The sequence below is a fragment of the Pseudomonas sp. GW823-FHT05G12 genome, assembly GCF_058795575.1.
In genome coordinates this window covers 2,158,384-2,184,917 of sequence record NZ_CM179501.1, presented here as the reverse complement: position 1 = coordinate 2,184,917, position 26,534 = coordinate 2,158,384, and the positions used below count along the sequence as shown (strand labels likewise).

The following is a 26,534-nucleotide window of genomic DNA, read 5'->3' as shown; positions in this document are numbered from 1 at the left end:
TCCCAACAGGGTGGAACTGTCGCGCGCATTCACGCGTCCGTAGAGTCTGTTGGCCGCTTTAGCACCCCGAGCAACAGCAGGTCGAACGCCTTGCCAGCCTGCGCCAAGCGTGCATTGCCGTCTTCGGCCTCCGCGATCCACACAGCCGCTTCAGCCAAGCTGCCGTAGATCAAAGCAGCCAGCGCTTGAGCGTGCGCGTTGACGAAAACGCCCTCTAGTACCAGGTTGTCGATCAACTGGCGCAGCGACTCTATGCAATACCGCTGGGCCTCAGGCGAGCCGCCCCCCAACACCGCTCTGGCGTCGCGCAGCACGATGCGCTGGATCTCGGGCTCCAGCGCCATCTCCAGGTAGGCGTGGCAGCGTTGGCGGAAGCCGTCCAAAGCGTTATCGGCGGTCTCGGTAATAGCACGCAGGCGCTCGTCCATTTCAGCGTCGAGCTGCTCAACGACGGCTGCCAGCAACCCCTTCTTGTCGCCAAAGTGGTGGTACAACGCCCCCCGTGTCAATCCCGCCCGAGCGGTCAGATCATCCATCGAGGCGTGCGCAAACCCCTGCTCGCTGAACATCTGGCGGGCGGTGGCCAGTAACAGGGCTCGGGTTTCTTGCATTGCGGCGCGGGTGCGGCGAACCATCCAGCTATTCCTTGTGTTCTGGCGGCATGGGGTAGGCGTATACGAGTATTCATACCGCTTGCACGCATTGTCTTGGGCGCGAGGCGCACTGACAAGCCTGTCGTATCGTCGCGCGGTGACCGAGCCACCAAGCCTGCCGGCCAGCCCTGAAGCCGATCAAAGCGAATACGACGCCTGTCGGGCTCCGGCGCGCATGCGCTGGTAGCCCCAAAGCGCGACCAACAACACTGCGGCCCCACCGGCCAAGGCAACGTTGAATCCGGCCTGGGCACCCCACATATCGACCACCTGCCCAGACGCTGCGGCACCGCCGGCAACTCCAACGTTGAGACCGGCGAGCAACCAGGTCATCCCTTCAGTCAGCTTGCTTTCGGGAACGATGCGCTCTACCAGCGACATCGCCACGATCATGGTCGGGGCGAAGAACAGGCCCGCAACCAGCACGGCAATGGTCAGCCCGATGATGTTTCCCACCACCAGCAGCGGCAAGGTTGTCGCCGCCGTCGCCAACCCACCCAGCAGTAGCAGCTTGTGTAGCGGGGTATCGAGTTTCAGGACACCGAACACCAGCCCCGCGACACAGGAGCCGATGGCATAACAGGACAGCACCACGCTGGCCGCAGCCGGCATGTACATCTGCTCGGCGAATGCCACGCTGACGATGTCGACCGTACCGACGATCAAGCCCATAGCGACCATCAGCAAGGTCAGCAGGCGTACGTCGGCCAGCCTGAACACCGACATGCTGCCTTGCCCGGTGGCGGCATCGGCCTCTACTGGCGGCTCGGTGCCGACCTGCACCGCCAAGGCGAACACGCCGATGGCCAGGAACACGGCAGCAGCCAATGTACCGGCCTGCGGAAGTACCGCCACGCTCAGCCCCACCGAAATCGGCGGGCCAGCAATGAAGGTGACTTCGTCAAGAACGGTTTCCAGCGAGTAGGCTGTCTTCAGTTGCGCCTTGCCGCGGTAAATCGCGGTCCAGCGCGCGCGCACCATCGCCGACATGCTGGGCATGAAGCCGGCGAGCGCGGCCCCGACGAATAGGGTCCAGTCCGCCAGCCGCCAATAGCTGCAAGCCAATAGCAGAAGGATGCCCAGCACACTGAGCCCGGCGGCGGCCGGCAATAATCGGCCCTGGCCATGGCGGTCGACCAGGCGCGAGATCTGCGGCGACATCAGTGCATAAGTCAGCACGAAGGTGGCCGCCACCGCACCGGCCAGGCCGTAACTGCCGGTGATTTGAGACAACATGGTGATGATCCCGATACCGGTCATCGGCAACGGCAGCCGGGCCAGCAGGCCGGCCAAGGCGAAGCCCTTGGCGCCTCTGACCTGGAACAACTCGCGGTAGGTACTGAACACGCTCGACTCTCCTTATCGAAAGGCCCTTGGGCAGTCACGCTCAAGGTAAAATACATACAGCTCGTATGATTAAAACCTTATTATCATACGAATTGAATGTAAATACTCGACGGGGAACGTCCTTATTCAGCCGCCCTGCCCCGTGACGCCTTGCGTGTGGCGAACACTCGTTCGCCGTTGAGCGAGAGTTGAAGGTGTGAGCGATGAGGCCCGCAGGCCAGTCGCCACGAACGTCGCTGCAGTCAGCGCACAATTGTAGAGCTTGCTTGAACCACCAAAGCCAACGGCCAAGAACCCTATGCATGGCTTCGCCACGTACTGGAGGACTTGCCGCATGCCGCGAAGATTGAGGATTACGAATCGCTATTGCCGTGGAAGTGAAAGTCGGGGAAGCCACGGTAAACCAAGCCCTGACCTTGCGGCAGGAGGGGAACGTGCATCGGTTAAGAATCGCAAAAAGCCCTGAATAATCAGGGCTTTCCTCACGCCTTTGTCCCATTGGGCCGGCGCGCTCCGCTTGCCATTTGACCACAAGATTCAATGACGTGAACCGTCGCATATCTCCGTCGCAGATCACGCGCATAGGCTGGCCCAGCGTTGGAGAACCCTGCATGACATTGGAGGGACTTTTCTTTCACCCCATTTTCACGACACCTAGGCAACACTCGTCCTATCCCCCCGCGTGATAGAAGCTCCCATTAGCCCGCCTAGCAGCGGGCTTTCTTTTGCCTAGAATTCGGCCGTTTGTCTTCTGAGTTGTCCGTTCAACAGGCCCAGGCTGTCCCTTGAGGACACTAGCTAGAGCCACTCTCATGCCACAACTCATCAAATTCGTAGCCCTTCCCCTGGCCTGTAGTCTTCTTTGGGCTTGCTCTGCTCCTGAGACGAAGTCGCCTGTGGAGACGCCTGGCAGGCCCGAATCCGCAAAGACTCAGTTGCTGGAAGCCGGCGCCGCGACCTTGCAGGCGAAGCCGCCCATTGAGGCCATCAACGCCTATCTGGATGGCTTCCACTTTTACAACGGACATCCTGATGTGCAGATGGAAGCGCATCACTACTGCTCCATCCTGAATGAGGATGTCATCCAGTGCGTCATCTTCGACGGTAATACCAGGGAAGCGAAGATCATGGGTGTCGAGTACATCATCGACGAAAAGCTGTTTGCTGGTCTGCCGGCCAACGAGAAGGCGATGTGGCACAGCCACGGCTATGAAGTCTCGTCCGGTCAGTTGGTTGCACCAGGCATCCCCGCGACTGCTGAACATGCGCTGATGGAGCGGCTTGCCCATACCTACGGGAAGACATGGCACACGTGGCACACCGACCAGGATAAAGCTCCTCCTGTGGGCGTTCCGCAGTTGATGATGGGGTTCACAATGGATGGCCAGGCTGACCCGGCGATGGTCGAGCAGCGCAATCGCCGTCTGAGGGTAGATGCGGCAAAAATCAAAGCTCAGCGGGCTAACATTCAAATCCCTGCGGCTGATCCCAAGGCGGATGCTTGGCAACACGGCAACGTTATTCAGATCACCGATCCAACAGGTGCTCATCTGCATCGGCCCGCCACGTCGACATCTGAGAAAGCGAACAGCCGTTCCAGCCAATAGCACGTGGGACAGTTGCATGTAGTTATGCCCCTGACGTACCCCTCTTGGGACGGCTATCGTAAACCGCACCCTGGCAAAGCCAGGCTACAGCCCTTTCGGGCTTACATCCTCACGCGCTGGCCCATCCTTGGGCCGGCGCGCTCCGCTTGCCTTATCCAAATTATCCCGGCGCATCCCACAACTTGGATTCCCGACTGCCCTTGTCAGTAGTTGCCATCATCCAGCAGCGGGCTGGGCAAGCTAGCCTCATGTCAAAGTGAACGCTCAGCACACCGCGCCACTCCATTTACCGCACCGTGTTTCACGAACAGCACGGCAACGGAAGGGTACTCATCAACATCCATGGAGAGGAAAGCTGTGAGCGGCACGCTGAGATGTCTCAAATGCGGTGGGCAAGACCTTGTGACACCAATAAAGTTGAACAAAAAGGCCATCCTCACGTGCCGAAGGTGTGGCGCAATTGCCAATTATGGCGATCTGATGCAGGCAGAAGGCAGACGGCTCATCGCCGACATCCGGCAGCGTCTGCCCCTGTTGGAAGTAAATTAGCCGCGCTCAGATCGCCACACCTACCTATACCATCGCAACGATCTTTATCACACGATACGTTGCGTTTTACGATCTTTCGCGCCCCCGGTCAGCTAGCACGAAAGTAAGGGGAGCATCCCACACTCTCCCGGCATCCGAAGAAAACACAGGCTCTCTGTGTGAACACACGAGGTGCGAGATCATGGCTAACGATCAAGACAAGGCTGGTCAGCAAGGCGGCACCGCTCAAAACAACCCTGGCAGTTTTGCCAATGATGCACAACGGGCGTCTGAAGCCGGCCAGAAAGGTGATCAAATGTCCGGAGGGAGACCTGAGAATCAGCAAACTGGGCATGGCAGCGGCAGTAACCTTCAGGAAGATGATCCTCAGCGTGCCGGTGGTGCAACCCAACGGGGTGGCCAAGGAGGCCATTCCACCGGCATTAAATCTGACCGGGAGGAAAGTATGGAAGATGAGTCGCAAGCGATTCAGGACGAAGACAGCGGAATGACGGAAGACAACCGCTGAGCAAATGGCCAGGGAGAGGGATAACCCTGGCTTCCCCAATATCTTCGAAGCCACCATTCAAGGAATGACGGAATGACCGGCTAAGGGAACAGTACAGTTTTCCCAATTGATAGGCGAAAAAAAGCCCGCGCACAAAGCGCGGGCCGATCAGAGAGCAACACCCGCCCTGATTAGTTATCCAGCTCGTCCTTGGTGATCTTGCCGTCGTGCGGATCGACCTGGAACTCGTACTGCTTGCCGTCAGCTTTCATACCTTCGCCCTCCCAATGACCATCATCGGCCTCGATCTTGGTAATCTGCGTGTAGCCGGCGCCCTTTAAGGTAGCTTCGGCCTGATCCTTGGTTACTTTCCAATCTGCTCCAGGCTGATCCGCCCATGCTGCAGTGCTTGCCATTGCGGCGACCATGGCGAAGCCTGTGAACAGTCGAGTCATCGCTTTCATCGTTAACATCCTTTTTCGTGACAGTTATCGTTCCGACCCTTACGCTGATCTCGCCGTTCAGTTTGAGTGCAGGTCGACACCGAAACTGAGGTCTCTTCATGGAGCTCCGGCAGACAAGCAGTCGGGTGAGGCTTCATAAATCGTTGGATCGAGTGACTCGAGCTATCCCCGCGTGAAAGTGCTTGCCCGCCTAGCAGCCGGCATTCTTCTGCCCATTAACCAGGCACGCCTTCTAACCCCACCTTGGTTGGCCAAGCTCCTTCTCGTATCATCAGCCCTCCCCACCTGGAATGATTGTCGTGAAGCCGTCACCTGGAAGTGCCCAGTCCATCCCTGCGAATGCCAACGGCCCGAAGTGGGATGTCGGCGAAGCTGTCAGCCAACTTTCCTGGGACGACTTGCGGATCATTAAAACGCTAAGTGACTGTAGCAACCGCTCCGCCACAGCCAAGAAGCTCGGCATCAATGTGTCCACCGTCTCGCGCCGGGTCGCGCAAGTTGAGAAGACGCTTGGGGTCGCGCTTTTCGATCATCGCAAGGCGGGGTATCTGCTGACCGCCGAAGGCGTCGAGCTGCGTGCACTGGCCGAGCGCGTTGAGCTGGACATCGTCAGTGTCACCCGCAGGGTGTCCCGCGCCGGCCAAGGCCCCCTGGGAAAGCTGCGAATCACTACCAGCGACTCGCTGCTGCTGTACTTTCTCACGCCGATCATCGCGGACTTCAAAGCCCTCAATGAGGGGATTACCATCGAGGTGTTGGTCGGCAACCAGACGTTGAGTTTGGCGAGGGACGAGTCGGATATTGCGGTGCGCGCGACCAAAAAACCGACGGACACCCTCGTGGGCCGCAAGCTCGCCAACATCGCGTGGGCGGCATATGGCAGCGTCAAGCAGGCGGCGATTACCGATCCCTTCGCTGAGGGTCAGGCATGGGTATCCTACTCGGGAGGCCTGTGCGGTTTGAAGGCAACGAGCTACGTCGAACGTCGAGTGCCCTCGGAGCATATTGCTTACCGCACTGATTCCGTGGCGGCAGCAAGTGCCGCTATTGCGGCGGGCCTCGGTTTTGGTTTCCTCCCCTGCATGCTGGGCGACATCACCCCAGGTTTGGTTCGAGCCGGCCCAGTGGTGCAAGAGCTTCAGGATGAGTTATGGCTGCTCACCCACCAGGACATAAGAAAGTCCTGGCGGGTAAAAGCATTCATGACGTTCTGCGCGGCTGCCGTGGTGGACCTTAAACCTCTGGTCGAAGGTCAGCAGGCCATCCCTGCTTCCTAGTTGAAATCGGAGGCGCCGTTTATTTGACTTGGGCGCCAATCACAGCACGACACACGATCTCGATCAGCTGGGGGCGCTGTGCAAGCCGCGATACACCGATGATATTACTGGCCGCCTGCGGTCGCTCGGTGCCATAGGCCGCCTTGCGCACCTTGCCGACTACGGCAAAGGCTGCGTCCATGTCCAACACATACAGCGTCTCCTCAACGACATCCTGCATCGTAGCGCCATACAAGGCCAACAGCTTGGCGATGTTGTTGTAGGAAACCCGCATCTGTTCGCCCATTGACGAGAAATCGCTCGGACGACCGTCAGCATCCAGTGGCGCCGGCGCTACCAGGTTGCCCTCTTCGTCATGGTTGAACTGCCCCGAGATGAAGATCTCGTTGCCAACTCGCCGCGCTTGCGGATAGCCGTAGCCCTCTTCCCATGAAACGCCCCAGTAGGCGGTGTCGTCGTTGAAAGGTCGTGAAGCAGCCATTGGATTCTCCTTGGCGAAAAATGGATCGACGTGATCCGACTGGCCGAGATCCTAGCACCGGATTGAACGTCATCCATGGTGCATTAATGCGCCCACAAGAGCGCAAATGTGCGCCACTATTTCGCTGAGTGTTTCGCTATCTTGTACTGGCACTCGGCGACATCCCGCCGAAAAACTCTCGCCACCGTTCAGCAAAAGGGAAGAACAATGAGCAAGCCACACACTGAATTCCTGACCCCGCTCAACAGCCAACTGATCTTCATCGATCAGCAACCGCAAATGGCTTTTGGCGTGCAGAGCATTGACCGGCAGACGCTGAAGAACAACACCGTGGGCCTGGCCAAAGCAGCCAAGATCTTTAATGTTCCCACCATCTTCACCACAGTCGAAACCGAGAGCTTCTCCGGGCATACCTACCCCGAGCTGCTCGCGGTCTTCCCTGACGCTCCGCTGCTCGAGCGCACGTCCATGAACTCCTGGGACGACCAGAAGGTACGTGACGCGCTGAAGAAGAATGGTCGAAACAAGATCATCGTTTCGGGCCTGTGGACTGAGGTCTGCAACACCACCTTCGCGCTGTCCGCCATGCACGATGCAGGCTATGAGATCTATATGGTTGCCGACGCTTCCGGGGGCACGACCAAGGAGGCTCACGACTACGCCATGCAGCGCATGATCCAGGCGGGCGTGGTACCAGTTACCTGGCAGCAGGTGCTACTGGAGTGGCAGCGCGACTGGAAAAACCGCGACACCTACGATGCGGTCATGGAACTGGTCAAAGAGCATTCGGGTGCCTACGGCATGGGCGTCGACTACGCCTACACCATGGTGCACAAAGCGCCAGAGCGCGTTCAGCACGGCCCAACCCTGGCCCCCGTGCCCGCATCGGTCTGATGCCTGATCAGCCCCAAAGTTGGTTCCTGATCAACAAGCGGGGCTGGATGAGCTGATCCGGGCTACCAATCGTTACGGAGTGTTCTGAAGCGCCAGACGAGGCTTCAGCGAATCGTGCTGCCCGGATCAAGCCATCTACAGATTTTTCAGGATGAATTGATCCCATGCACAGTACTAAAGGCATCGTTATAGCCACCGTCGGGATTCAGTCGACTGGGCGGCTCAAACCCTGGCAGGTCACAACGGCCAAGCAGATGATGTTGGATCATCTGGATACCGGCATATCGGTCACCGCGCTTGCTGCAGCATGCGGGCAGTCGCGCAGCCATTTTTCGCGAATGTTCAAGGAATCCACACAGATCTCTGCGCAGCAGTGGTTGCGGGAGCAGCGGCTCAGGAAGAGTAAGGACTTGCTGCAGGCGTCGACGATGATGCTCGCCGAGATCGCTCTGGAATGCGGCTTCTACGACCAGCCGCACTTCTGTCGGACGTTTATGAGATCCGTTGGGATGACGCCGCAGGCTTGGCAGCAACAGCCCATTTAGCAGAGTCAGGTGTGCTATCCCAGAAGCACCCGTTGGCGGCGGGTATTCTGGAAACCATCAACGCGTACCTGCGAGACAAAGGGTGCGAAAGTGGAGCACCCGTCCCGGGTGATCAAACGCCAGCTCGGTTATGTGAAGACTCGCTTTCGTGGCTTGGCCAAGAACATGGCGCAACTGACCACGCTATTTGCGCTGTCTAATCTGTGGATGGTGCGCCGGCAATTATTGCCTGCTGCGGGAGAGGTGCGTCCGTGAGGGCAAAAAATTAAGTTTGCGCCTTGGTTTTCCAATAATCAGCGGCTGAAAATCGGGCTTCTCGGCATCCCCAAGCCGTCCATTTCCGGCTGATGGGCAACTTGTTCTGAGTTCCCTCAAATTAGCATTCGAATGGCCAACGAATCCAAAATCATTAGCCCCTAGTTCTAGAACATGGAAATCATTCTGATATTACAATGACGTTGACGCCCCCAAAGCACTAAAGCGGATGAAATATATAGTCACCTCCCTCTTGGCCATCCAATGCCACACCAGCCTGTTTAAGTCTCTGCCGCAGAACTGGAATGTCGACCCGGACTTTCCAATCCGTTCGAATTTGGCTAGCTCTCATGAGTGCGTCGTAAAAAACAAAAGCATCGAATAGCTGTTCTCGATCAAGCAGGTACACAGTAAATGCGTTGCCTTTCCACGCAGCAACATTTAGCCCTAAGATTTCACATATAGCGATTTTAGCCCGAGCATCGTCTCTATCTGCCTTTCGAGAGCACTCAATCTGATTCGCCAGAACGGGGTCAATGATACGGTCAGTGAATAATACTTCACCTTCATCCCATACCTCAGGCGGACAGATTTTGCTCGCAGGATTCAGTGGGATGAACGGATTTATTTCCGCAGGATAGATTCGACATACCAACGGACGCTCGTCATAGATGCCGCAAAGGTTGTTATCACCCAGGTTCTGACAGCCATTTAGGGCATTGCCCGCGAATACTGCAATGACATAGATTGAGGCATGACCACTGGTGACCTCCACGGCTCGGCCTTTGGCATGAGAAAACTCCTCCGGACTTGAACTCCAATGAAGCTCGTCAAATGCCTCAAGCAGAATTGCTACCTCATGCCCTCTGTTTAGCCACTGCCTCGTTTCATACAGCGTAAGTGGAATCAGCCGTCCTTTACAGCAGACCCCACATCCGTTGCAGGCAAATCGGAAAGAGTTGTTTTCCATAGAAGAACTCGAAAATGCTCTCGGCGCACCATTTGCAAAATTGACCTGACAAGGCAACGCCTTTCAAGAAAATGACCTAAACGGGGCAATCACTGACCACGTAAGTACTTTTATCAATCAAGAATTTTCTTAAATTTTCGGAATAGTCCGCTGATACAGCCTGACGCACGCTTGGTCGAGTCATTAGCGATTGCTTCCAGGCTTCAACTCGAGGGAGCCCATCCAGCACGACATTCTGGGCTGGGGAGTTAAGCACTTCAAAAAACCTGAAAATCGGTGCCATAACAACATCGACCATACTGAATTCAGCCCCTTCAAAGTACGGCCCAGCGACCAAGGCAGAATCAAGCTTCATTAGTTTTCCACGAAGTTCGAATGCCTTATGAACGAAACCCTCTTTATCGGGAGAGTTGATCATTCCCCAAGCATCCCCCATTGCGGCTGTGGAAAACTCCATCCATGCTCGATGTTTAGCTCGCTTCAAAGGCACAGTCGGGTGTAATGGTACCTGGCGATACTCGTCTTCAATAAATTCACATATCGGAAAGCTTTCAAATAAAACAGTTTGACTTTCCTCCTCCTCACCTACGATCAATAGCGGTACCTTGCCGGACGGCGAGATTGCGAGGAACCATTCTGGCTTGTTAGCCAAATCGATGGTTTCACGCTCGAAGGCAATATTTTTCTCGAGCAACGCAATGGCGACACGCTGGACAAACGGACACAATCCATGGCTCACGAGCTTGAGGTTATTGGGCATTTCTTAGGCCTATATTGAAAGGAGGGCGAGACAGCGAGTACATCTAGGCCTACTAAGCCCTACACCGCCCCGCCCACGCGCTGAAGTGATAAGTAAGGGACTTTTACAGTCGACGTCCGCCGTCCACGATGATTTCAGACCCAATCGTCCATTTGGACTCATCAGATGCTAGGTACACTACCGCTTTGGCGATCTCTTCTGGTGTGCCGAAACGACCTGCGGGAATGGAAGAAACGATTTCAGCGTTTACCTGCTCCCTGTACTCAACTGGAATACCGAGCTTGTCATAAAGTGGTGTATCCACAGGGCCAGGACTCACAGCATTCAGACGAACACCGCGATCAAGCAGCTCTGTTGAAAGTGTTTTCGACATATTCAGCAGCGCTGCTTTGGTCGCCGCGTAAACCGAAGAGTTGGCATCACCCACATGAACACTCACAGAAGTATTCAATACTACGGAAGCCGGATTTGCGAACACCGGCAGGAGTGCCTGGATCAGGAAGTAAGGCCCTTTGACATTGATGTCAAAAGACCGATCAAACATCTCTTCAGTCCACGCTTCCATAGGCATCCATACAGAAACACCAGCATTGAGGAAAGCGATATCAAGCTGTCCAAAATGATCACGGATGTCGAGAGCGAGTATTTTCTGGGCTTCCACGTCAGCGGAGTCCGCCTGGAGCACAAGTACCTCGCTCCCTAGCTGATTCTTAGCTTTAGCGATTGAATCTGGGTTCACGCCTGTAACGACAACTCTGGCCCCCTCATTCAGAAAATGTTTAGCGGCTTCGAGACCAATTCCGCTGGTGCCACCGGTGATCAGTGCGCGTTTGCCTTGCAATCTTGCCATTGGAAATTCTCCTGGTGTGCGGGGCCTTCATGCCCCGGTTAGGTGTACTATGTACCTATGCCGAATAATTGATAAGATGGCGAAATTGAATAGCATTCATGCCCTCCAGGCATAAATCGGAGAATGGAACGTGGATCGTCTGCTACTGATGACATGCTTTGTACGCACTGTGGAAACGGGTAGCTTCTCGTCGGCAGGTCGAGATTTAGGCCTTGGCCAACCGAACGTAAGCCGCTATGTAGCCGCCTTGGAAGATCATCTGAAAACTCGATTGCTTCACAGGTCTACCAGGAAGCTGTCACTCACGTCTGAAGGAGAGCGGTACTACGCGGATGCACGCCGAATTCTCGATGCAGTAGCTGAATCGGAATCAGCACTGAAGAACGACGTTACGCCTTCTGGGTTGCTGAGGGTGGCCTGCCCTACTGCTCTGGCACATACCTTTATCGTTCCTGAAATACCCAGATTTCTAAGCCTTTATCCGGAAATGACCCTAGACCTGCAGATTAATGATCGCTTCGTAAACCTTGTAGATGAGGGTGCTGACCTAGCACTGCGGATCGGTCACTTCGATGACAAGACACTTAGAACTAAACAATTAGGTTCATTCAAGCGCGTATGCGTCGCTAGTTCAGATTATTTGGCCAAGCGTGGCACCCCTTCGACGCCAGAAGATCTCGAAAATCATGACTGTATAATTTATACATTGTTAAGCACCGGGGCCACATGGCGTTTTCGTAATGTGGACATACCTGTCACCGGAAAGCTCAGAGTAAACTCTCCAGAAGCTACCCGAGAGTTGGTCAATGCGGGTGTGGGGATAGCACAAGGGCCCGAATGGCTATACGAGGCGGGCTTGAGCAATGGAAATCTTAAACTGATACTTCAGGAGTTTTATCCGCCTCCCGTACCTATCCAGTTTGTTTACATTGCGGATCGGCTAATGCCTAAAAGAGCGCTGGTATTCATGGAGTTTATAGCGGAAGCATTCGCCAACAGCTCCGTGATTGACGAACGCCATGCCTCACCCTAGCTAATGTGTCTCCGAGCCTGCTACCTCTGACCGAACTCGCTACCGGCTGTTAGTCCTAAGTGGTGACTTGAGCTATAGGCTTGGGAGCTTTATACACCAAGCCTTAACAACTCGAACACAGACAACCTAAATATTATTGAACCTGGACTTCAATAACGAAACACCGGTCATCTCTTTGGGCTGCGGAAGATCTAGGATATCTAGAATGGTTGGAGCGATATCACACAGCCGCCCATTACTTAGGCCGAATTTCTTCCCACCGGAAATGTAGATGAGAGGTACGGCATTAAGAGTATGGGCAGTATGAACTTGTCCAGACTCCGGATCCCACATCTGCTCAACGTTGCCGTGATCTGCAGTTATCAGGCAATTGCCACCCGACACAAGCACTGCGTCTACAACACGCCGCAGGCATTGATCGACGGCCTCCACAGCTTTTACAGCAGCTTCAAAAACACCACTATGACCAACCATGTCCCCATTTGCATAATTACATACAATCAAGTCATGATTGGCGCTTAAGATTTCTGCGACTAAATTATCCGTCAATTCAAAGGCACTCATCTCGGGCTGAAGATCGTAGGACTCCACCAGCGGAGATTTAACAAGAATCCTTTTTTCCAATGAGAATGGCTCTTCCTGCCCCCCATTAAAGAAAAACGTAACGTGGGCATACTTTTCTGTTTCGGCAATTCTAAGTTGAGACCTTCCCAGCCGGGCCATGTACTCACCCAGACTATTCCTAATAGGCTCTGGCGGAAAAGCACACAATACATCAAATTCTTCTGCGTAGCGCGTCATAGTGAGCATCTGCTCTTTGCCTATGACAAAAGGTCTCTTGAACTCAGAAAAATTATAGTCAGTGAGCGCTTTACACATTTGACGAGATCGGTCAGGCCTAAAATTTAATAGTATGACTGCATCGTTTCCACTAATTATAACAGGGCTGCCAATCGATGTTGCCTGGACAAACTCATCGCTTTCGCCACGTGCATAGGCTTCTTGAAGAGCCTCCAGCGCAGTTTCATAGTGAAACTTGCTTTGCCCTTGAACAATTAACCTGTAGGCCGCCTCTACCCGACTCCAGCGGTTATCGCGATCCATCGCATAGTAACGCCCTACTAACGACGCGATCCTACCTCCGCCATTGTTGGCCAATTCAAGCTCAAGGGCAGAAATAGATTCTGAAGCGCTTTTGGGTGGGGTATCTCGCCCATCAAGGAACGCATGAACATAGCACTGTTCGATACCATTCGCCGCAACCAAACTGGCTGCTGCAACAAAATGATCCAAGTGACTATGAACACCGCCAGGTGACAATAAGCCAAGCAGATGAATTGAACCACCTCGTTGCCTTGTACGTTTCAAAACCTCTAGAAAAGCATCGTTCTCATAGAATGAGCCATCTTCGATACTTTTGTTGATCCGCGAAAAATTTTGATAAACGATCCGGCCCGCTCCGAGGTTCATATGACCGACCTCGGAATTTCCCATTTGACCATCAGGAAGCCCTACAGCCATACCGGACGTCGCAATCTCACTGTAAGGGTAATTTTCGAAAAGGTAGTCCAGGGTCGGAGTGTTGGCAGCAGCTACTGCATTGGCTTCCTGCTGAGACCTCAGTCCAATTCCATCCAAAACAATTAGAGTGCAGGTTGTCATATGAGAACCTCTGAATGATATTCCTGGCGCGCACGACTCATACATCTACTTAGAGCTAAACCGTGCGCGCGATGGTCAGTCGGCATCTACGAGGATCGTCCCAGCACCTTAGGACGCTTGGCCTTCAAGAGCCTCTTCAATACGAAGCAAGCGGTTGTACTTCCCAACACGATCTGAACGACACAGCGAGCCGGTTTTGATCTGCCCGGCGTTAGTCGCTACGGCCAAATCGGCAATCGTTGTATCCTCCGTTTCCCCGGATCGATGGGAGATCACAGCAGCATAACCAGCCTCTTGCGCCATACGTATGGCATCAAACGTCTCACTTAGAGTTCCGATTTGATTAAGTTTAATCAAAATGGAATTGGCAACTCCTTGCTCAATACCCCTGCGCAGAATTTTTGGATTAGTGACGAAAAGATCATCCCCCACCAGTTGAACCTTCTGGCCCAGCTGAGCGGTTAAGTATGCCCATCCATCCCAATCACTCTCATCCAGACCATCTTCGATAGAAGCAATCGGATATTTGCTACAGAGATCAGCTAAATAGTCAACAAACTGCTCGGAAGTCAGAGACCTCCCCTCACCTTCCAACGTGTATTTACCGTCCTTGTAAAACTCGGAGGCCGCGCAATCTAATGCCAATGTTACGTCTCGCCCTAACTCGTAGCCTGCGCGACTAACAGCTTCGGCAATAACAACGAGCGCTTCTTCATTCGAGGCCAAGGAGGGTGCGAAGCCTCCCTCATCACCAACAGAGGTACTTAGACCACGCTCTGAAAGCACGGCCTTCAAGGTATGAAATATTTCAGCACCAATTCTCAAACCCTCCCTAAAATTCGGAGCTGAAATTGGCTGAATCATGAACTCTTGGATGTCGATATTATTATCCGCATGCTCACCACCGTTGAGGATATTCATCATCGGCACAGGCATAGAGTAAGTGGGGTTCGCACTGAATAGTTTCGCAAGGTGTTCGTACAATGGAATACCTTGGGATGCTGCGGCAGCTTTAGCCGTGGCCAAAGAAACAGCGAGAATTGCGTTAGCACCAAGAATAGATTTCGAGTCCGTACCATCAAGAGAGATCATCGCTTGATCAATGACGCGCTGATCCAGTGCGTCCAGGCCTAGAATGCGCTCGTGAATCGCGACATTCACATTTTCGACGGCACGCATTACTCCTTTTCCCTTGTAACGCCATGAGCCATCACGCAATTCAAGGGCTTCACGGGAGCCGGTGGAAGCGCCTGACGGTACGCTTGCCTCACCTGTTACTCCACAACCTAAAGTAACCACAGCCTCTACGGTAGGGTTGCCTCGAGAGTCCAAGATCTCGCGAGCGAAGACTTTCTTGATGCGAGTGAACTCACTCATCACTACTTTCCTCCAATTGCGATGCACATCCAGCATATTGATAATTAGCGTCCAGCAACTCTTGTTGTTCGGCAAACTCAGCTCGAATATCAAAATCGCGCGGCCAGTCATCAGGCTTCAAATCTTGATCCAAACCAGACTCAAAAATTTTCTGTTGAACAACCATTTGGAAACTCCCTGACAATAGCGACCATACCCCGGAGCTACACCTAGGTGAGTACCGATTGCGTGGCACCGCCGTATATATCCGACAAGAATTAGAGGCAGATCCTTATAAGCGTCAAAGCTGATGCATCCGCCTCTAGAATTATTTCAATTAACTGAGAGTTAGACTTGGAGGATTTTCATGCCGTTCGTACCACCCACCACATTGTAACTGTCACCCTTAGTGAGAATTATCCAGTCTCCAGGCTGTACCAAATCACGCTTCAGCAATTCGCCGATGGCGGCCTCGCTTACTGTCTCAGAGGGCAGTGAGGCAGGATCAAACGCTATTGGATAAACACCACGGAACAGAGAGGAGCGAGCCTGGGTAGCGCGATGAGGCGAAAGCGCATAGATCGGCACATGAGAACGAAGCCTAGACATAATCAAGGGTGTGAAGCCACTCTCTGTGAGCGAGATGATTGCTTTAACACCAGGAAAGTGGTTCGCTGTGTAGAGTGCGGCCAGCGCAATGCTTTCGTCACAACGCCCAAAGGTCGTATGCAATCGATGACTAGACTTTACATTGGTTGGATGCTTTTCAGCACCGCTGCAAATACGAGCCATGGCACGTACTGCCTCGATGGGGTATGCCCCGGCAGCGCTTTCAGCGGACAGCATTACGGCGTCAGTATTGTCGAGTACCGCATTGGCCACATCTGACACTTCAGCGCGGGTAGGCATCGGACTGGAGATCATCGACTCCATCATCTGGGTCGCAACGATCACCGCTTTATTGTTACGCCGGGCATGCAGAATGATCTTCTTTTGGATAGCGATTAGCTCCGCATCTCCAATCTCCACACCAAGATCTCCCCGAGCGACCATGACCGCATCACTCGCTGCGATCAGCTCATCGAGCGTCTGATCATCGGCAACAGCCTCTGCTCGTTCGATTTTCGACACCAGCCAGGCTGTCCCTCCTGACTCGTCACGCAGCTTGCGGGCGTACTCCATATCCTTGGCATCCCGAGGGAATGAAACGGCCAAATAGTCGAGATCCATTTGGGCAGCGAGTTTGATATCAGCTTTGTCTTTTTCGGTAAGGGCAGGAGCAGTGAGCCCGCCCCCCTTGCGGTTGATCCCCTTGTGATCTGACAGAGGCCCGCCCACAGTGACGATGCAATGTAAGGCTTCGGGCGTAGTTGACTCAACACGCATAACCACGCGCCCATCATCAAGCAGGAGCTCGTCACCGACACCACAGTCCTTCACTAGGTCAGGGTAATCAATCCCTACAACCTGCTCATTGCCTGACATGAGGGGATGGCTCGTGGAGAACGAAAAGGTATCGCCAACCTTCAACTCGATCCGTTTGTTAGTGAATTTCGCAATACGAATTTTAGGGCCCTGCAAATCGCCCAACAAAGCCACGTGCCTACCGTGTTTGGCAGCGATCTCACGAATCAAGCGAGCGCGAGTAATGTGCTCACTTGGAGTGCCATGAGAAAAATTCAAACGCGCTACATCTAGCCCGGCCAAGATCAGCGCTTCAATGACTTGCGGCGAATTACTAGCAGGGCCTAGAGTTGCAACAATTTTGGTTCTACGGATGGTCATACCGATACCTTCCAGGGACGAGGATTCTCTCATCTCACTGAGTAAGTTCGAAAAGTTATTGCTGGCTGAGCACTCAGCAATACAAGGTGGGATTTACAGCCGAGACTGCGTGCCCCCGGGGAGGCACGCAAATGCCAGGGTCACTCGTCGACGATGTCCACGTCTTTTGTCTCAGCAGACAGGTAGACACAGAGTCCAGAGAACGCCGCGAGAGCTATCGTGAGCATCGAGATCGCGTAAGGCGTACCGTAATGGCTGAGGAGGAATGCCCCTACAATTGGAGCAGTACCACCGCCTACAATTCCACCAACGTTAGTAGACATCGCGAAACCAGTGAAGCGAGCGCTAGGCCCGAAAGCTTCGCCAGTGAACGATGGCACTGCACCGTATACCAAGCCATATCCGGTCATGAACAGGCATGATCCAGCGACCATCGGCCAGAACTCGCCGGTTGAAAAGAGGTGCCAGAAAGGAAAGGCGGCAAGTGCCGTCACGACGAAACCAATCAGCATCATGGTACGGCGGCCAATACGATCTGCCAGCGCCCCGGCAAAGGGTACGACTACCAGGTGAGTACAGATTGCAACCATTGCGACTGACAACACAAATGCGTTGGACAGGCCTAGCTCTCGCTGGCCATAGCTCAGGGCAAATACAGTGAAGAGGTAGAAGGTCGAGAAGTGGCAGATGTTAGCGCCTGCAACCAGCATCAGTTGCTTAGGATAGCGAGTGAACAAGCGGAGCGCTGGAGATTGCGAATCGCCAGGGGTTGCAGCCCTCTTCTCAGCAGTTTTTTCAAACACTGGAGACTCAGGAACTTTGGAGCGGACAAACACCCCTACTATCAGCAGCGCAAGGCTGGCGATGAAAGGAATACGCCATCCCCAAGCTGTGAAATCCTCTTTAGAAAGCAAGGCACTCACGATCAAAAGCATGCCAGCGGATGCGATGAAACCAAAGACTGGGCCGATGTTATTGATCGCCGCATAGAATCCCCTCCTTCTTCTTGGGGCATGCTCTAAGAGCATCAGCACAGCGCCACTGTACTCACCCGCAAAAGCGAAGCCTTGGATGAAGCGGAGCACGCAGAGCATGATAGGTGCCCAAATGCCAATGCTGGCATAGGTAGGCAAAAGACCAATACCTACCGTGCTCAAGCCCATAATGATGAGAGTGAGATACAGCAGCTTTTTACGGCCAATCCTGTCCCCGAAATGACCAAGTACAAGCGACCCTAGTGGACGCGCCACGAAAGAAATTGCGAATGACGCGAGAGAGGCCAGCCGGGATACTGTCTCGTCAGTCCCTGGGAAAAACAGAGGCCCAAAAATAAGGGCAGCAGCAGTGCCATAGAGGTAGAGATCGTAGGTTTCTAATGCTGTTCCGAACAGGCTTCCGGCCACAACATTCTTCATGGATTTTTTCTCGTCATGATCCATGTGATCGAGGTCACTTTCGACAGGGCTCGATATAGAGGTATGCATGGTTTCACCTTTTGTTATTGTAGATATGCAAGTATTTTCTTGCTGAAAAACCCTCAGAGATTATTCAAGGCCTCTGAGTGCTTTGACGAAATAATCACGATCTCCCATCTGCCCACCTTTTAGAGCAATCTCCACATCCTTCAGGTACGGCTCGCGAGAGTGCATTTGGCACAGAGGAGCGCCAGGAGAAATATCAGACTTGATAACCAGAGCGTCGGGAGCAAGCACTTTGGTCACTTGGCTCGATGTGTCGCCACCGGACACCACTAATCGTTTCAACGGGAATGCCTTGAGAATTTCAAGTGCAACCTGGCCTACCTCCATCGCTAGCTGCTTCCCTCCCTGAACCCTCGCCTCATCCCTAGGCAGGCCTTTTTGCAGCATTGCCTCGATCATCTGCTCGATCCGAGAGTCGCCAGGGCCTTTGGCAGTGTGAATCAACACCGACCGCCCCTCTTCGAGGTGGGATACAGCGGCCATCACCACATCTCGTATTGCGGCGCTTTTTCGGGACTCAGTAATCAAAGCGGCAGCATCGACTTCAAGCTCCACAAACCCGTAATCGATTGCCGTTTCAATCTGGGCCTGACTCAACGGCGAAGCACTGCCTGAGATAACCAGTACCTGGTCTGCAGGTTTCAGAGGTACGGCCAGCGACGCTCGTGGCGGAAACACCCCAGCGGTACGCCAATATTGTGTTAGGCCGTACTCCACGCCGGAAGAACCGACGACGAAAACTGGAGCTGCGCCTGATGAAAGCTCGGTCAATACTTGGCCAGCGGTGGTCATATGAGAGTCGTCGGTACCATCAAACAGCACTGCATCGTGCTGCTGTGACATCGCGTCGACTAATCGGCTGAGCTCTGCACTCTTTTCGAGCTGGCGAATATCCACTTTGCCAATCGACAAGTTCTTTTGCTTGCCGATATGGATACTCAAGTCCGCTTCATGCATCGGGGTAATCGGGTGGGCACTCATAATAGGGTGCCGGTCAATCCTGTGAACCTTGTGATCTGTCTTGGACAAGGCATAGAGGTTGCCGAAAACGCAGTAACGGCCCAATGCGGGATTGCCTGCAATGATCGGAATCCCTTTCACATCATAGATGCGAGATGCCAGCTCAATGACGTGCCCAATGCTGCCCACGGAGTCGGCACTGTCAAAAGTCGAGCAAACCTTGTAGTGAATCAACGCTGGCGATAGACGTTTGATGCCCTCAAAAATCCCGGGCAACACCGCATCCATCTCGCCATTGGACAAAGCACGGCTATCACCAGCGATGCCGATGGCGTCAAATTCACCGAGCTCCGCCAGGCGTTCTGGGGTCGGAGGAGCGAGGAACAGGGCACATTTAAGTCCAGCAGCCGTCAGAACCTCTAGAGCATCGGTCGAGCCAGTGAAGTCATCACCATAAAAGACCAACGGCAGCTTGGTAACGTGATGGGAGGTCATGACTTATTTGCCTCCAAACTTCTGGAGGGCCGCTGACAGGGCTGGCCTACCCTCTGCGTAACGCTCAAGAGGCATATGCTGTACAGCAGCTTCCCAGCCCTCACGCATGCTTTGCAAGCCTGCTTCGATACCCATCGGATGACCGATGATGCCGCCGCCAGCGAGGTGCATCAGGTCAACAGATTGAAGCCTGTTGAAAAGCTCAGGCGCCTGGCCCGCCCATTGTCCGGAGGAGAAGACAGGCATCAAGGGGCGCATGCCGGCAAATGGAGCAAGGCAGCTCTTGGCAGAGGAGATTACGGAGTCGTCCGCCTCGTAGAACTTGCCCTGAATACCATTCACATGCAGATGGTCGATCCCGGCCAGCCGCCAGATCTTCTGATACACCTCGAATGAGAAACCTAACTGGGGATAACGAGTCAGAGCTCCCCAGCCATTACGATGACCATGAATAGGCAACTGGGCATGCTTTCGAATGTGCTCTACCGCCGAATGCCCAACCCAATTCAGGCAAAGCATCACGCAGGTACCACCCGCCTCAAGCACTGCATCTTGGCGGCGCATCATCTCGTCGATGCTGCCCGAGATGTTGATAGCGTACATGGGCATGCGTCCGAGGCGATCTGCATGCTTGTGAAGCACAGGCATCACAGCACCGAGACGGGCATCGAACGAAGCGTAGGTAGGATCGATGAGCAACTCATCATCCTTGATGAAATCGATACCTCCGGCGCAGAGCTCATCGACCACAGAAGCTGTCTGCTCGGGAGTAAGGCCGATACTCGGCTTGACGATGGTTCCAATGATCGGTCGGTCATGAACACCGGCTAGCGCCCTGGTGCCCTCAATTCCGAATTGAGGGCCAATGAATCCCGATGCAAACCGCTCGGGAAGCTCCAGATCTAGCACCCTCAGCCCGCTCACCTCGCCGATCTCAAAGAGATTGCCGGCAATGGTGGTGAGCAACGCAGGGATATTCGTTCCGATATTGGCTGTAGGGAACGCGATAGTGACCTCACCTCGATGGTAGGTCTCAGAGGGATTGTGGCGAGCCAGGTAGTCGCTGTGCAGAGAAGGGCTGGAAACGGACGGCAGCGGCTCAATAGCTACGACACGAGCACGAGAGCGTTCTTTAAGCTCCGCCGATTCGCCAGGAAGTGAGAGGAAGGTACCGCTGGATTGCTCTCCTGCGATTACCTCGCTAACCCGTTCAATTGGGTAGCTGCTCTCTACAAAAAATCGGGCAGTAAATTCCTCTCGCCCGGCCTTGTGATCGACCATGATGGGTGCCTCAAATCTATTTGTTATTGTGAATCTGCCCGAAATGCCCAAGACAGTTTCAAATCAATATACATTGACCCTGTATCAATCCAACCGATATGATTTCCTTCGAGAGTGAGAAAAACTCACACTAGAATCCTAGCTATGGCCGAGGCTTCGGTCTTAAGGAGGTGCGTATATGACGTCGCCAGTCAGGCCTTCGCTCAATGCCCTACGAGCGTTTGAAATGATCGCGCGCAAAGGATCGTTCAGCGATGCAGCGGATGCTCTGTGCGTGACTCACGGAGCTATCAGCCGTCATGTCCGAAGCCTGGAAGACGCCCTAGGTGTAATTCTGCTCACCCGAAATGCACATGGCACCAAGCTCACCCCAGAGGGATCACGCCTCGCCTCGGGCTTGGCCAGGGCTTTTGCCTTGATACAAGAGAGCATTGATGAGGTTCGCCCTCGCCCGCTCGAACTCTCCTGCTCCGCCTCGATCATGATGCATTGGCTGCTACCTCGACTTGCCAAGCTACACAGCAGCTTCCCCACCATGGAATTAGGCTTGAAAACGGGTCACGGCCCCATTGATTTCGCCCACGAAGGCGTCAGCGTCGCGATACGCCTCGACAGCATCGAACCACCGCCAGGGATCGAGCCGATACCCTTGACCAGCGAATGGGTAGGTGCGATCTGTTCGCCTGCTTATCTGGCTGCGTCCGGCGTCACAGAGGTGAGCGACTTAGCTAAAGAACGTTTGCTGACCACAAAAACACGCCCTCACGCATGGAAGGACTGGTACTCATCTATTGAGGAGGAACCTGGTCAGCTGCTTGAGATGGAGTATTTCGAACACTTCTACTTGCTGATCCAGGCTGCCAAGCTTGGCTTGGGGTTCGCCTGTGTCCCACGCATGCTGGTGGAGGCAGAGCTTGAAAGTGGTGCCTTGGTGGCTCCCTTTGGCTTTGTGCAAGGGACAGCAAAATTGGTTCTGTGGGTTTCACCCAATGCGAGGCTACGCACTGATACAGCAGATTTGGAAAAGTGGATAAAGAAAGAGATGGCTCAAAGCTAGACAAGCGCCCGCTTGGGCGCTTGCAATAGTGCCGATTACAGGTCGCCTGCGCCCCAGGCCAGGAACCCGCCATCCACAGGCAGAACAACACCATTCACGTAAGCGGCTACGTCAGATGCCAGATAGCTAACTGCGCCGGCAATTTCTTGAGTCGTTCCGTAGCGCTTAGCCGGAATAGCATTGCTATAAGCCTGGCGGAAGGTGTCGCTGTGCAACTCCTTGGTCATCGGGGTATCGACCGGGCCCGGCGCAATAGCGTTAGCAGTGATCCCATATTCGCTGAGTTCCACAGCCATCTGCCGGGTCAACGCAATGACTGCACCTTTAGAAGTACCGTAAGCGGTTCGACCCTTGCCCACGGCACGCATACCAGCGACCGACGCGATGTTGATGATTCTGCCGAACCCGTTTTTCCGCATGATTTGAGCGGCGAGTTGGCAGCACATGAACGTGCCAGTGACGTTGATGTGCATGGTCTTGTTGAAAACGTCTAGATCAAACTCCAGGAACGGCATGGTCTTGGCGATACCTGCGGAATTCACTAGGACATCGCACCTGCCGAACTCGCTATCGATCCAAGAAAATGCATCCCTTACAGACTCCATCGAGGCTACATCTACCTGACATGCGTCAGCCGTGTAGCCCTCCTCACGCAGATGTCGCGAAAATTGCTCAGCCGCGTCGACATTGATGTCACAAATGACGACATGATGCCCGTCCCTTGCCAGTGAAACGGCAGCTTCAGCACCGATACCCATCGCACCGCCTGTAACCACGGCGATTTTCTTGTCTGCGTACTTCATCGAAACCCTCTCTTGTTATGACCGCCAAAGGCTTATTGGATCGCTGAAGGCTAGAGCTGTCAGGGGGCTTTGCGCAATGGATAAAAACTCGTGCTTAGGAGAGGAAACCTCACACAAGCCAGCGCGATTAACTGCACCAACTGAAGCCCCATACTAGGGTGGCATACCGAGGGGCCTTCACAGCAAATAAATAGTGACTACGTTGAACACATAAAAACTTTTAAATTCTATATGTCCACCAGAGGAAATAGCCGGGTGCTCGACAACCACTGAATTCACAACAGAGGTGAAATGTATGGGTGATGTCAAAATTTCCGCCATCCTTCCATCACATAAATATTTACGAGTAGCTACACCTGCCCACCACAGAGAGGTGCCTGATGATCAAGCAACGCCGCACCTTCACATCCGCATTTCAGCGCGAAGCCGCCCGCTTGGTGCTCGACCAGGCTACAACATCGAGGCGGCGCGGTGGCTTGGACTGGCTGAGTCAGCCTTGCCCAGGTGGATCGCCCAGCCTCTGCAGGAACGTGGCGGTGTTACACCGACCAGTGAAGCGCTGACGCCTGAGCAGCAAAAACCCAGGAACTGGAAGCGCGGATCATTTGGCAGGCGCAGGAGAAATCGATCCTAAAGAGCTACCGAGCGCTTGATGGCCGAGGAGCAGGAGCGCTCGCGTTAATCGATCAACTCTGCTGCGAAGCGCCGGTTGACCTGTTGTGCTCGCTTTTTGACATGAGCGCATCGCCTGCCCAGCAGGATATCGGCTGATTCCTGAAACAACGGCACATCTGGAAACGGCCGCATCAGCTCAACGACGGGTTACCGCCTGCGGTCGCCGAGGAAGAATGTTGCGCAGCGCCCAGGACCACTTGGCCAATACCAACAGCTCACACACAGCATGCGGAAATGATCAGAGAAATGCGGGCGCGATCCGTAAGACAAGGGCAGAAAATCGAAGCCCCAAAAACGCAAAAAGCCCTGAATAATCAGGGCTTTGAATATGGCGGAAGCGTAGAGATTCGAACTCTAGGATAGTTGCCCATCGACGGTTTTCAAGACCGTTGCCTTAAACCACTCGGCCACGCTTCCAGCTCGTTTTGCGGCCGCCATAATACCTTAATGAAACACGCTGTCAAACTCTCTGTGTCGCGGGTTGCAGGAGCTCTGATAGACTCCTAGCATCTGAACGTCCGAAACCACAGGTTTACCAAGGAGTGTCGCCATGCGCGAACAGGATTACGCCGTCCACCACGGCCAGCAGGTCGAGCAGCAGGAGATCAGCAAGGTCCTGCGCAACACGTACAGCCTGCTGGCGCTTACTCTCGCCTTCAGCGGTGTCATGGCTTTCGTTGCCCAGCAGCTGCGCGTCGGCTACCCGAACGTGTTCGTGGTGCTGATCGGCTTCTACGGGCTGTTCTTCCTTACCAACAAACTGCGTGATTCGGCCTGGGGCCTGGTGTCCACCTTCGCGCTCACAGGTTTCATGGGCTTCATCCTCGGCCCGATCCTCAACCGTTACCTGGGCATGGCCGGTGGCGCCGAGGTAGTGAGCTCCGCGTTTGCCATGACTGCGCTGGTATTTGGTGGTCTGTCGGCATACGTGCTGATCACCCGCAAGGACATGAGCTTCCTGAGTGGCTTCATCACTGCTGGCTTCTTCGTTCTGCTGGGTGCTGTCGTTGCCAGCTTCTTCTTCCAGATCAGCGGCCTGCAACTGGCAATCAGCGCTGGCTTCGTGCTGTTCTCGTCGGTCTGCATCCTGTTCCAGACCAGCGCGATCATTCATGGTGGCGAACGTAACTACATCATGGCAACCATCAGCCTGTATGTGTCGATCTACAACCTGTTTGTCAGCCTGCTGCAGTTGTTTGGCATCATGGGTCGTGACGACTGATTGATTGCTGTACCGCAAGAAGCCCGCTTCGGCGGGCTTTTTTGTGGGCGCCGGAAATGGGTTGAGCTGCAAGATGCTCGTGCCGTCATCCCGTTTTCTCTACCGCTATCCGCCATCACCCCGTAGAATGCGCTCCTTTTTTCTTCCGGGGCGGCTTTCAGCAATGAGCTCACACGAACACAGCCCAGGCGCAGCGGCGCCTGCCAATGAACTGGTGCTTGGTCTGGAGGACAAGCCACGGCTGGTGATCGGCCTGCTGGCAGCCCTGCAGCACCTGCTGGCGATCATCGTGCCGATCGTCACCCCTGGCCTGCTGATCTGCCAGGCGTTGGGTGTATCTGCACGTGATACCAATTTGATCGTTTCGATGTCGCTGGTGATCTCGGGTATCGCCACCTTCGTCCAGTGCAAACGCTTCGGCCCATTTGGCGCGGGGCTGCTGATCGTTCAGGGTACCAGCTTCAACTTCGTCGGCCCGCTGATTGCCGGCGGTGCGCTGATGGTCAAGCAAGGCACGCCGGTTGAGGGCGTAATGGCAGCTATTTTTGGCGTAGTAATCGCAGGCTCGTTCGTCGAGATGGGCGTGTCGCGCATCCTGCCCTTCGTCAAACGCCTGATCACCCCGCTGGTGACCGGCATCGTGGTGTTGATGATCGGCCTGACGCTGATCAAGGTCGGCCTGATCAGCATGGGCGGTGGTTTTGGAGCCATGGCCAATGGCACCTTTGCCAATGGCGAAAACCTGCTGATGTCGGGCGTGGTACTGGCGATCATCGTCGTTCTCAACCGTATCCCGGTGGTGTGGATGCGCAGCTGCGCCATCGTCATCGCCCTCGCGGTCGGCTATGCGCTGGCCGGATACCTGGGCCGCCTGGACTTTACCGGCATGCACGAGGCCGCGCTGTTCCAGGTGCCGACACCACTGCACTTTGGCTTGGGCTTCTCGTGGGCGCTGTTCATTCCGATGCTGGTGATTTACCTGGTCACTTCGCTGGAAGCCATCGGTGACGTTACCGCCACCAGCAAGGTGTCGCGCCAGCCGGTCGAAGGGCCGGTGTGGATGCAGCGGATCAAGGGGGGCGTGCTGGTCAACGGCGCCAACTCGCTGCTGGCCGGTCTGTTCAACACTTTCCCTAGCTCGATCTTTGCCCAGAACAACGGGGTGATTCAGCTGACCGGTATTGCCAGCCGTCATATCGGTATGTGGATTGCCGTCATGCTGGTGTTGCTGGGTCTGTTCCCGAGTGTTGCCGGGGTGATTCAGGCCGTGCCGGAGCCGGTGCTGGGCGGCGCGGCGATGGTCATGTTTGGTGCGGTTGCTGCGTCGGGGATCAATATTCTGGCCAGCACCCGGCTGGACCGTCGGGCGCTGCTGATTATTGCCGTGTCGTTGGCACTGGGCCTGGGTGTGGCGCAGGTGCCGGAATTCCTGGCGCACATGCCGGCAGCGATTCGCAATGTGCTGGAGTCGGGTGTGGCTACCGGGGGGATTTGTGCGCTGGTGCTGAACTGGTTCTTGCCAGAGGGCAAGGAGCAGGCTTGAACCTGGCGTTTGAATGAAAAGCCCGCGCCCGCTTGCACAAGC

The 26,534-nt window shown here is 54.6% G+C and carries 24 protein-coding genes, 1 tRNA gene and 3 pseudogenes; 12 read left to right on the top strand and 16 right to left on the bottom strand.

What is annotated here, in order from left to right:
* Positions 1 to 29: 29 nt before the first annotated feature.
* Both AC3RCM_RS09855 and AC3RCM_RS09850 read right to left on the bottom strand, forming a co-directional pair.
* Complete coding sequence (locus AC3RCM_RS09855) at positions 30 to 635, bottom strand: TetR/AcrR family transcriptional regulator (protein ID WP_010954776.1); 606 nt, start codon at positions 633 to 635, stop codon at positions 30 to 32.
* Positions 636 to 791: 156 nt separating this feature from the next.
* On the bottom strand, positions 792 to 2,000 hold the full coding sequence (locus AC3RCM_RS09850; RefSeq protein ID WP_492629547.1) for an MFS transporter: 1,209 nt from the start codon (positions 1,998 to 2,000) through the stop codon (positions 792 to 794).
* Between the two features lie 270 nt (positions 2,001 to 2,270).
* On the opposite strand from AC3RCM_RS09850, the pseudogene AC3RCM_RS09845 reads away from it, so the two are divergent.
* The 3 genes and pseudogenes from AC3RCM_RS09845 to AC3RCM_RS09835 all read left to right on the top strand — a co-directional run.
* Positions 2,271 to 2,381 (top strand): annotated as a pseudogene (locus tag AC3RCM_RS09845) (transposase domain-containing protein); the annotation flags it as partial.
* Between the two features lie 431 nt (positions 2,382 to 2,812).
* Positions 2,813 to 3,607: an OBAP family protein gene (locus AC3RCM_RS09840; protein WP_492629546.1), complete on the top strand. Its 795-nt coding sequence runs from the start codon at positions 2,813 to 2,815 to the stop codon at positions 3,605 to 3,607.
* 730 nt (positions 3,608 to 4,337) lie between these two features.
* Complete coding sequence (locus AC3RCM_RS09835; RefSeq protein ID WP_081273210.1) at positions 4,338 to 4,664, top strand: KGG domain-containing protein; 327 nt, start codon at positions 4,338 to 4,340, stop codon at positions 4,662 to 4,664.
* Positions 4,665 to 4,834: 170 nt separating this feature from the next.
* On the opposite strand, the gene AC3RCM_RS09830 is transcribed toward AC3RCM_RS09835, so the two are convergent.
* Complete coding sequence (locus tag AC3RCM_RS09830; RefSeq protein WP_064491896.1) at positions 4,835 to 5,107, bottom strand: PepSY domain-containing protein; 273 nt, start codon at positions 5,105 to 5,107, stop codon at positions 4,835 to 4,837.
* A 290-nt stretch (positions 5,108 to 5,397) separates the two neighbouring features.
* Here AC3RCM_RS09830 and AC3RCM_RS09825 point away from each other — a divergent pair, with 290 nt between their 5' ends.
* On the top strand, positions 5,398 to 6,384 hold the full coding sequence (locus AC3RCM_RS09825; protein ID WP_198747826.1) for a LysR family transcriptional regulator: 987 nt from the start codon (positions 5,398 to 5,400) through the stop codon (positions 6,382 to 6,384).
* Positions 6,385 to 6,403: 19 nt separating this feature from the next.
* On the opposite strand, the gene AC3RCM_RS09820 is transcribed toward AC3RCM_RS09825, so the two are convergent.
* Positions 6,404 to 6,865 (bottom strand): RidA family protein, encoded by a 462-nt coding sequence (locus AC3RCM_RS09820; RefSeq protein WP_198747827.1) that lies wholly within the window; start codon positions 6,863 to 6,865, stop codon positions 6,404 to 6,406.
* A 207-nt stretch (positions 6,866 to 7,072) separates the two neighbouring features.
* On the opposite strand from AC3RCM_RS09820, the gene AC3RCM_RS09815 reads away from it, so the two are divergent.
* The 3 genes and pseudogenes from AC3RCM_RS09815 to AC3RCM_RS09805 form a co-directional block, all read left to right on the top strand.
* Positions 7,073 to 7,759: a hydrolase gene (locus AC3RCM_RS09815; RefSeq protein ID WP_492629545.1), complete on the top strand. Its 687-nt coding sequence runs from the start codon at positions 7,073 to 7,075 to the stop codon at positions 7,757 to 7,759.
* 164 nt (positions 7,760 to 7,923) lie between these two features.
* Positions 7,924 to 8,304 (top strand): helix-turn-helix domain-containing protein, encoded by a 381-nt coding sequence (locus AC3RCM_RS09810; RefSeq protein ID WP_064491898.1) that lies wholly within the window; start codon positions 7,924 to 7,926, stop codon positions 8,302 to 8,304.
* Between the two features lie 84 nt (positions 8,305 to 8,388).
* Positions 8,389 to 8,559, top strand: a pseudogene (locus AC3RCM_RS09805) (IS5/IS1182 family transposase); the annotation flags it as partial.
* A gap of 220 nt (positions 8,560 to 8,779) precedes the next feature.
* Here the strand turns inward: AC3RCM_RS09805 and AC3RCM_RS09800 are convergent.
* The 3 genes from AC3RCM_RS09800 to AC3RCM_RS09790 all read right to left on the bottom strand — a co-directional run bounded on the left by AC3RCM_RS09800 (position 8,780) and on the right by AC3RCM_RS09790 (position 11,139).
* On the bottom strand, positions 8,780 to 9,529 hold the full coding sequence (locus AC3RCM_RS09800; protein ID WP_492629544.1) for a YkgJ family cysteine cluster protein: 750 nt from the start codon (positions 9,527 to 9,529) through the stop codon (positions 8,780 to 8,782).
* 76 nt (positions 9,530 to 9,605) lie between these two features.
* Positions 9,606 to 10,289 (bottom strand): glutathione S-transferase family protein, encoded by a 684-nt coding sequence (locus AC3RCM_RS09795; protein WP_012051843.1) that lies wholly within the window; start codon positions 10,287 to 10,289, stop codon positions 9,606 to 9,608.
* Positions 10,290 to 10,392: 103 nt separating this feature from the next.
* Positions 10,393 to 11,139, bottom strand: coding sequence for an SDR family oxidoreductase (locus tag AC3RCM_RS09790; protein WP_064491899.1), 747 nt, complete (start codon positions 11,137 to 11,139; stop codon positions 10,393 to 10,395).
* Positions 11,140 to 11,269: 130 nt separating this feature from the next.
* On the opposite strand from AC3RCM_RS09790, the gene AC3RCM_RS09785 reads away from it, so the two are divergent.
* Positions 11,270 to 12,172, top strand: coding sequence for a LysR family transcriptional regulator (locus AC3RCM_RS09785; protein WP_081273212.1), 903 nt, complete (start codon positions 11,270 to 11,272; stop codon positions 12,170 to 12,172).
* A 126-nt stretch (positions 12,173 to 12,298) separates the two neighbouring features.
* Here the strand turns inward: AC3RCM_RS09785 and gpmI are convergent, their stop codons facing one another.
* From gpmI to AC3RCM_RS09750, 7 genes are all read right to left on the bottom strand, one after another.
* Positions 12,299 to 13,834 carry a 2,3-bisphosphoglycerate-independent phosphoglycerate mutase gene (gene gpmI, locus AC3RCM_RS09780; protein WP_064491900.1) on the bottom strand — a complete coding sequence of 512 codons (1,536 nt, stop codon included), beginning with the start codon at positions 13,832 to 13,834 and terminating at the stop codon, positions 12,299 to 12,301.
* Positions 13,835 to 13,942: 108 nt separating this feature from the next.
* The gene (gene eno / locus AC3RCM_RS09775; protein ID WP_104887831.1) at positions 13,943 to 15,211 is read right to left on the bottom strand and encodes a phosphopyruvate hydratase; all 1,269 of its coding nucleotides are present in this window, start codon (positions 15,209 to 15,211) and stop codon (positions 13,943 to 13,945) included.
* Positions 15,204 to 15,377, bottom strand: a complete 174-nt coding sequence (locus tag AC3RCM_RS09770) for a hypothetical protein (protein WP_492629543.1) — start codon at positions 15,375 to 15,377, stop codon at positions 15,204 to 15,206. The genes eno and AC3RCM_RS09770 overlap by 8 nt, the downstream gene beginning before the upstream one ends.
* A 161-nt stretch (positions 15,378 to 15,538) precedes the next feature.
* Positions 15,539 to 16,975 carry a pyruvate kinase gene (gene pyk, locus AC3RCM_RS09765; RefSeq protein WP_017148220.1) on the bottom strand — a complete coding sequence of 479 codons (1,437 nt, stop codon included), beginning with the start codon at positions 16,973 to 16,975 and terminating at the stop codon, positions 15,539 to 15,541.
* 140 nt (positions 16,976 to 17,115) lie between these two features.
* On the bottom strand, positions 17,116 to 18,459 hold the full coding sequence (locus AC3RCM_RS09760) for an MFS transporter (protein WP_014755976.1): 1,344 nt from the start codon (positions 18,457 to 18,459) through the stop codon (positions 17,116 to 17,118).
* 60 nt (positions 18,460 to 18,519) lie between these two features.
* Positions 18,520 to 19,911, bottom strand: a complete 1,392-nt coding sequence (locus AC3RCM_RS09755) for a four-carbon acid sugar kinase family protein (RefSeq protein ID WP_064491903.1) — start codon at positions 19,909 to 19,911, stop codon at positions 18,520 to 18,522.
* Between the two features lie 3 nt (positions 19,912 to 19,914).
* Complete coding sequence (locus AC3RCM_RS09750) at positions 19,915 to 21,192, bottom strand: ribulose-bisphosphate carboxylase large subunit family protein (RefSeq protein WP_492629542.1); 1,278 nt, start codon at positions 21,190 to 21,192, stop codon at positions 19,915 to 19,917.
* Between the two features lie 178 nt (positions 21,193 to 21,370).
* On the opposite strand from AC3RCM_RS09750, the gene AC3RCM_RS09745 reads away from it, so the two are divergent.
* Complete coding sequence (locus AC3RCM_RS09745; RefSeq protein WP_198747833.1) at positions 21,371 to 22,249, top strand: LysR substrate-binding domain-containing protein; 879 nt, start codon at positions 21,371 to 21,373, stop codon at positions 22,247 to 22,249.
* 35 nt (positions 22,250 to 22,284) lie between these two features.
* Here the strand turns inward: AC3RCM_RS09745 and AC3RCM_RS09740 are convergent, their stop codons facing one another.
* Positions 22,285 to 23,052 carry an SDR family NAD(P)-dependent oxidoreductase gene (locus AC3RCM_RS09740; protein WP_104886348.1) on the bottom strand — a complete coding sequence of 256 codons (768 nt, stop codon included), beginning with the start codon at positions 23,050 to 23,052 and terminating at the stop codon, positions 22,285 to 22,287.
* Between the two features lie 380 nt (positions 23,053 to 23,432).
* On the opposite strand from AC3RCM_RS09740, the pseudogene AC3RCM_RS09735 reads away from it, so the two are divergent.
* Positions 23,433 to 23,799, top strand: a pseudogene (locus AC3RCM_RS09735) (transposase); the annotation flags it as partial.
* Between the two features lie 257 nt (positions 23,800 to 24,056).
* On the opposite strand, the gene AC3RCM_RS09730 reads toward AC3RCM_RS09735, so the two are convergent.
* Positions 24,057 to 24,144, bottom strand: a tRNA-Ser gene (locus AC3RCM_RS09730).
* Between the two features lie 133 nt (positions 24,145 to 24,277).
* Between AC3RCM_RS09730 and AC3RCM_RS09725 the strand changes: the two genes are divergently transcribed.
* Positions 24,278 to 24,949 carry a Bax inhibitor-1/YccA family protein gene (locus AC3RCM_RS09725; protein ID WP_064491922.1) on the top strand — a complete coding sequence of 224 codons (672 nt, stop codon included), beginning with the start codon at positions 24,278 to 24,280 and terminating at the stop codon, positions 24,947 to 24,949.
* Between the two features lie 163 nt (positions 24,950 to 25,112).
* Positions 25,113 to 26,492 carry a nucleobase:cation symporter-2 family protein gene (locus AC3RCM_RS09720; protein WP_492629541.1) on the top strand — a complete coding sequence of 460 codons (1,380 nt, stop codon included), beginning with the start codon at positions 25,113 to 25,115 and terminating at the stop codon, positions 26,490 to 26,492.
* Positions 26,493 to 26,534 lie beyond the last annotated feature (42 nt).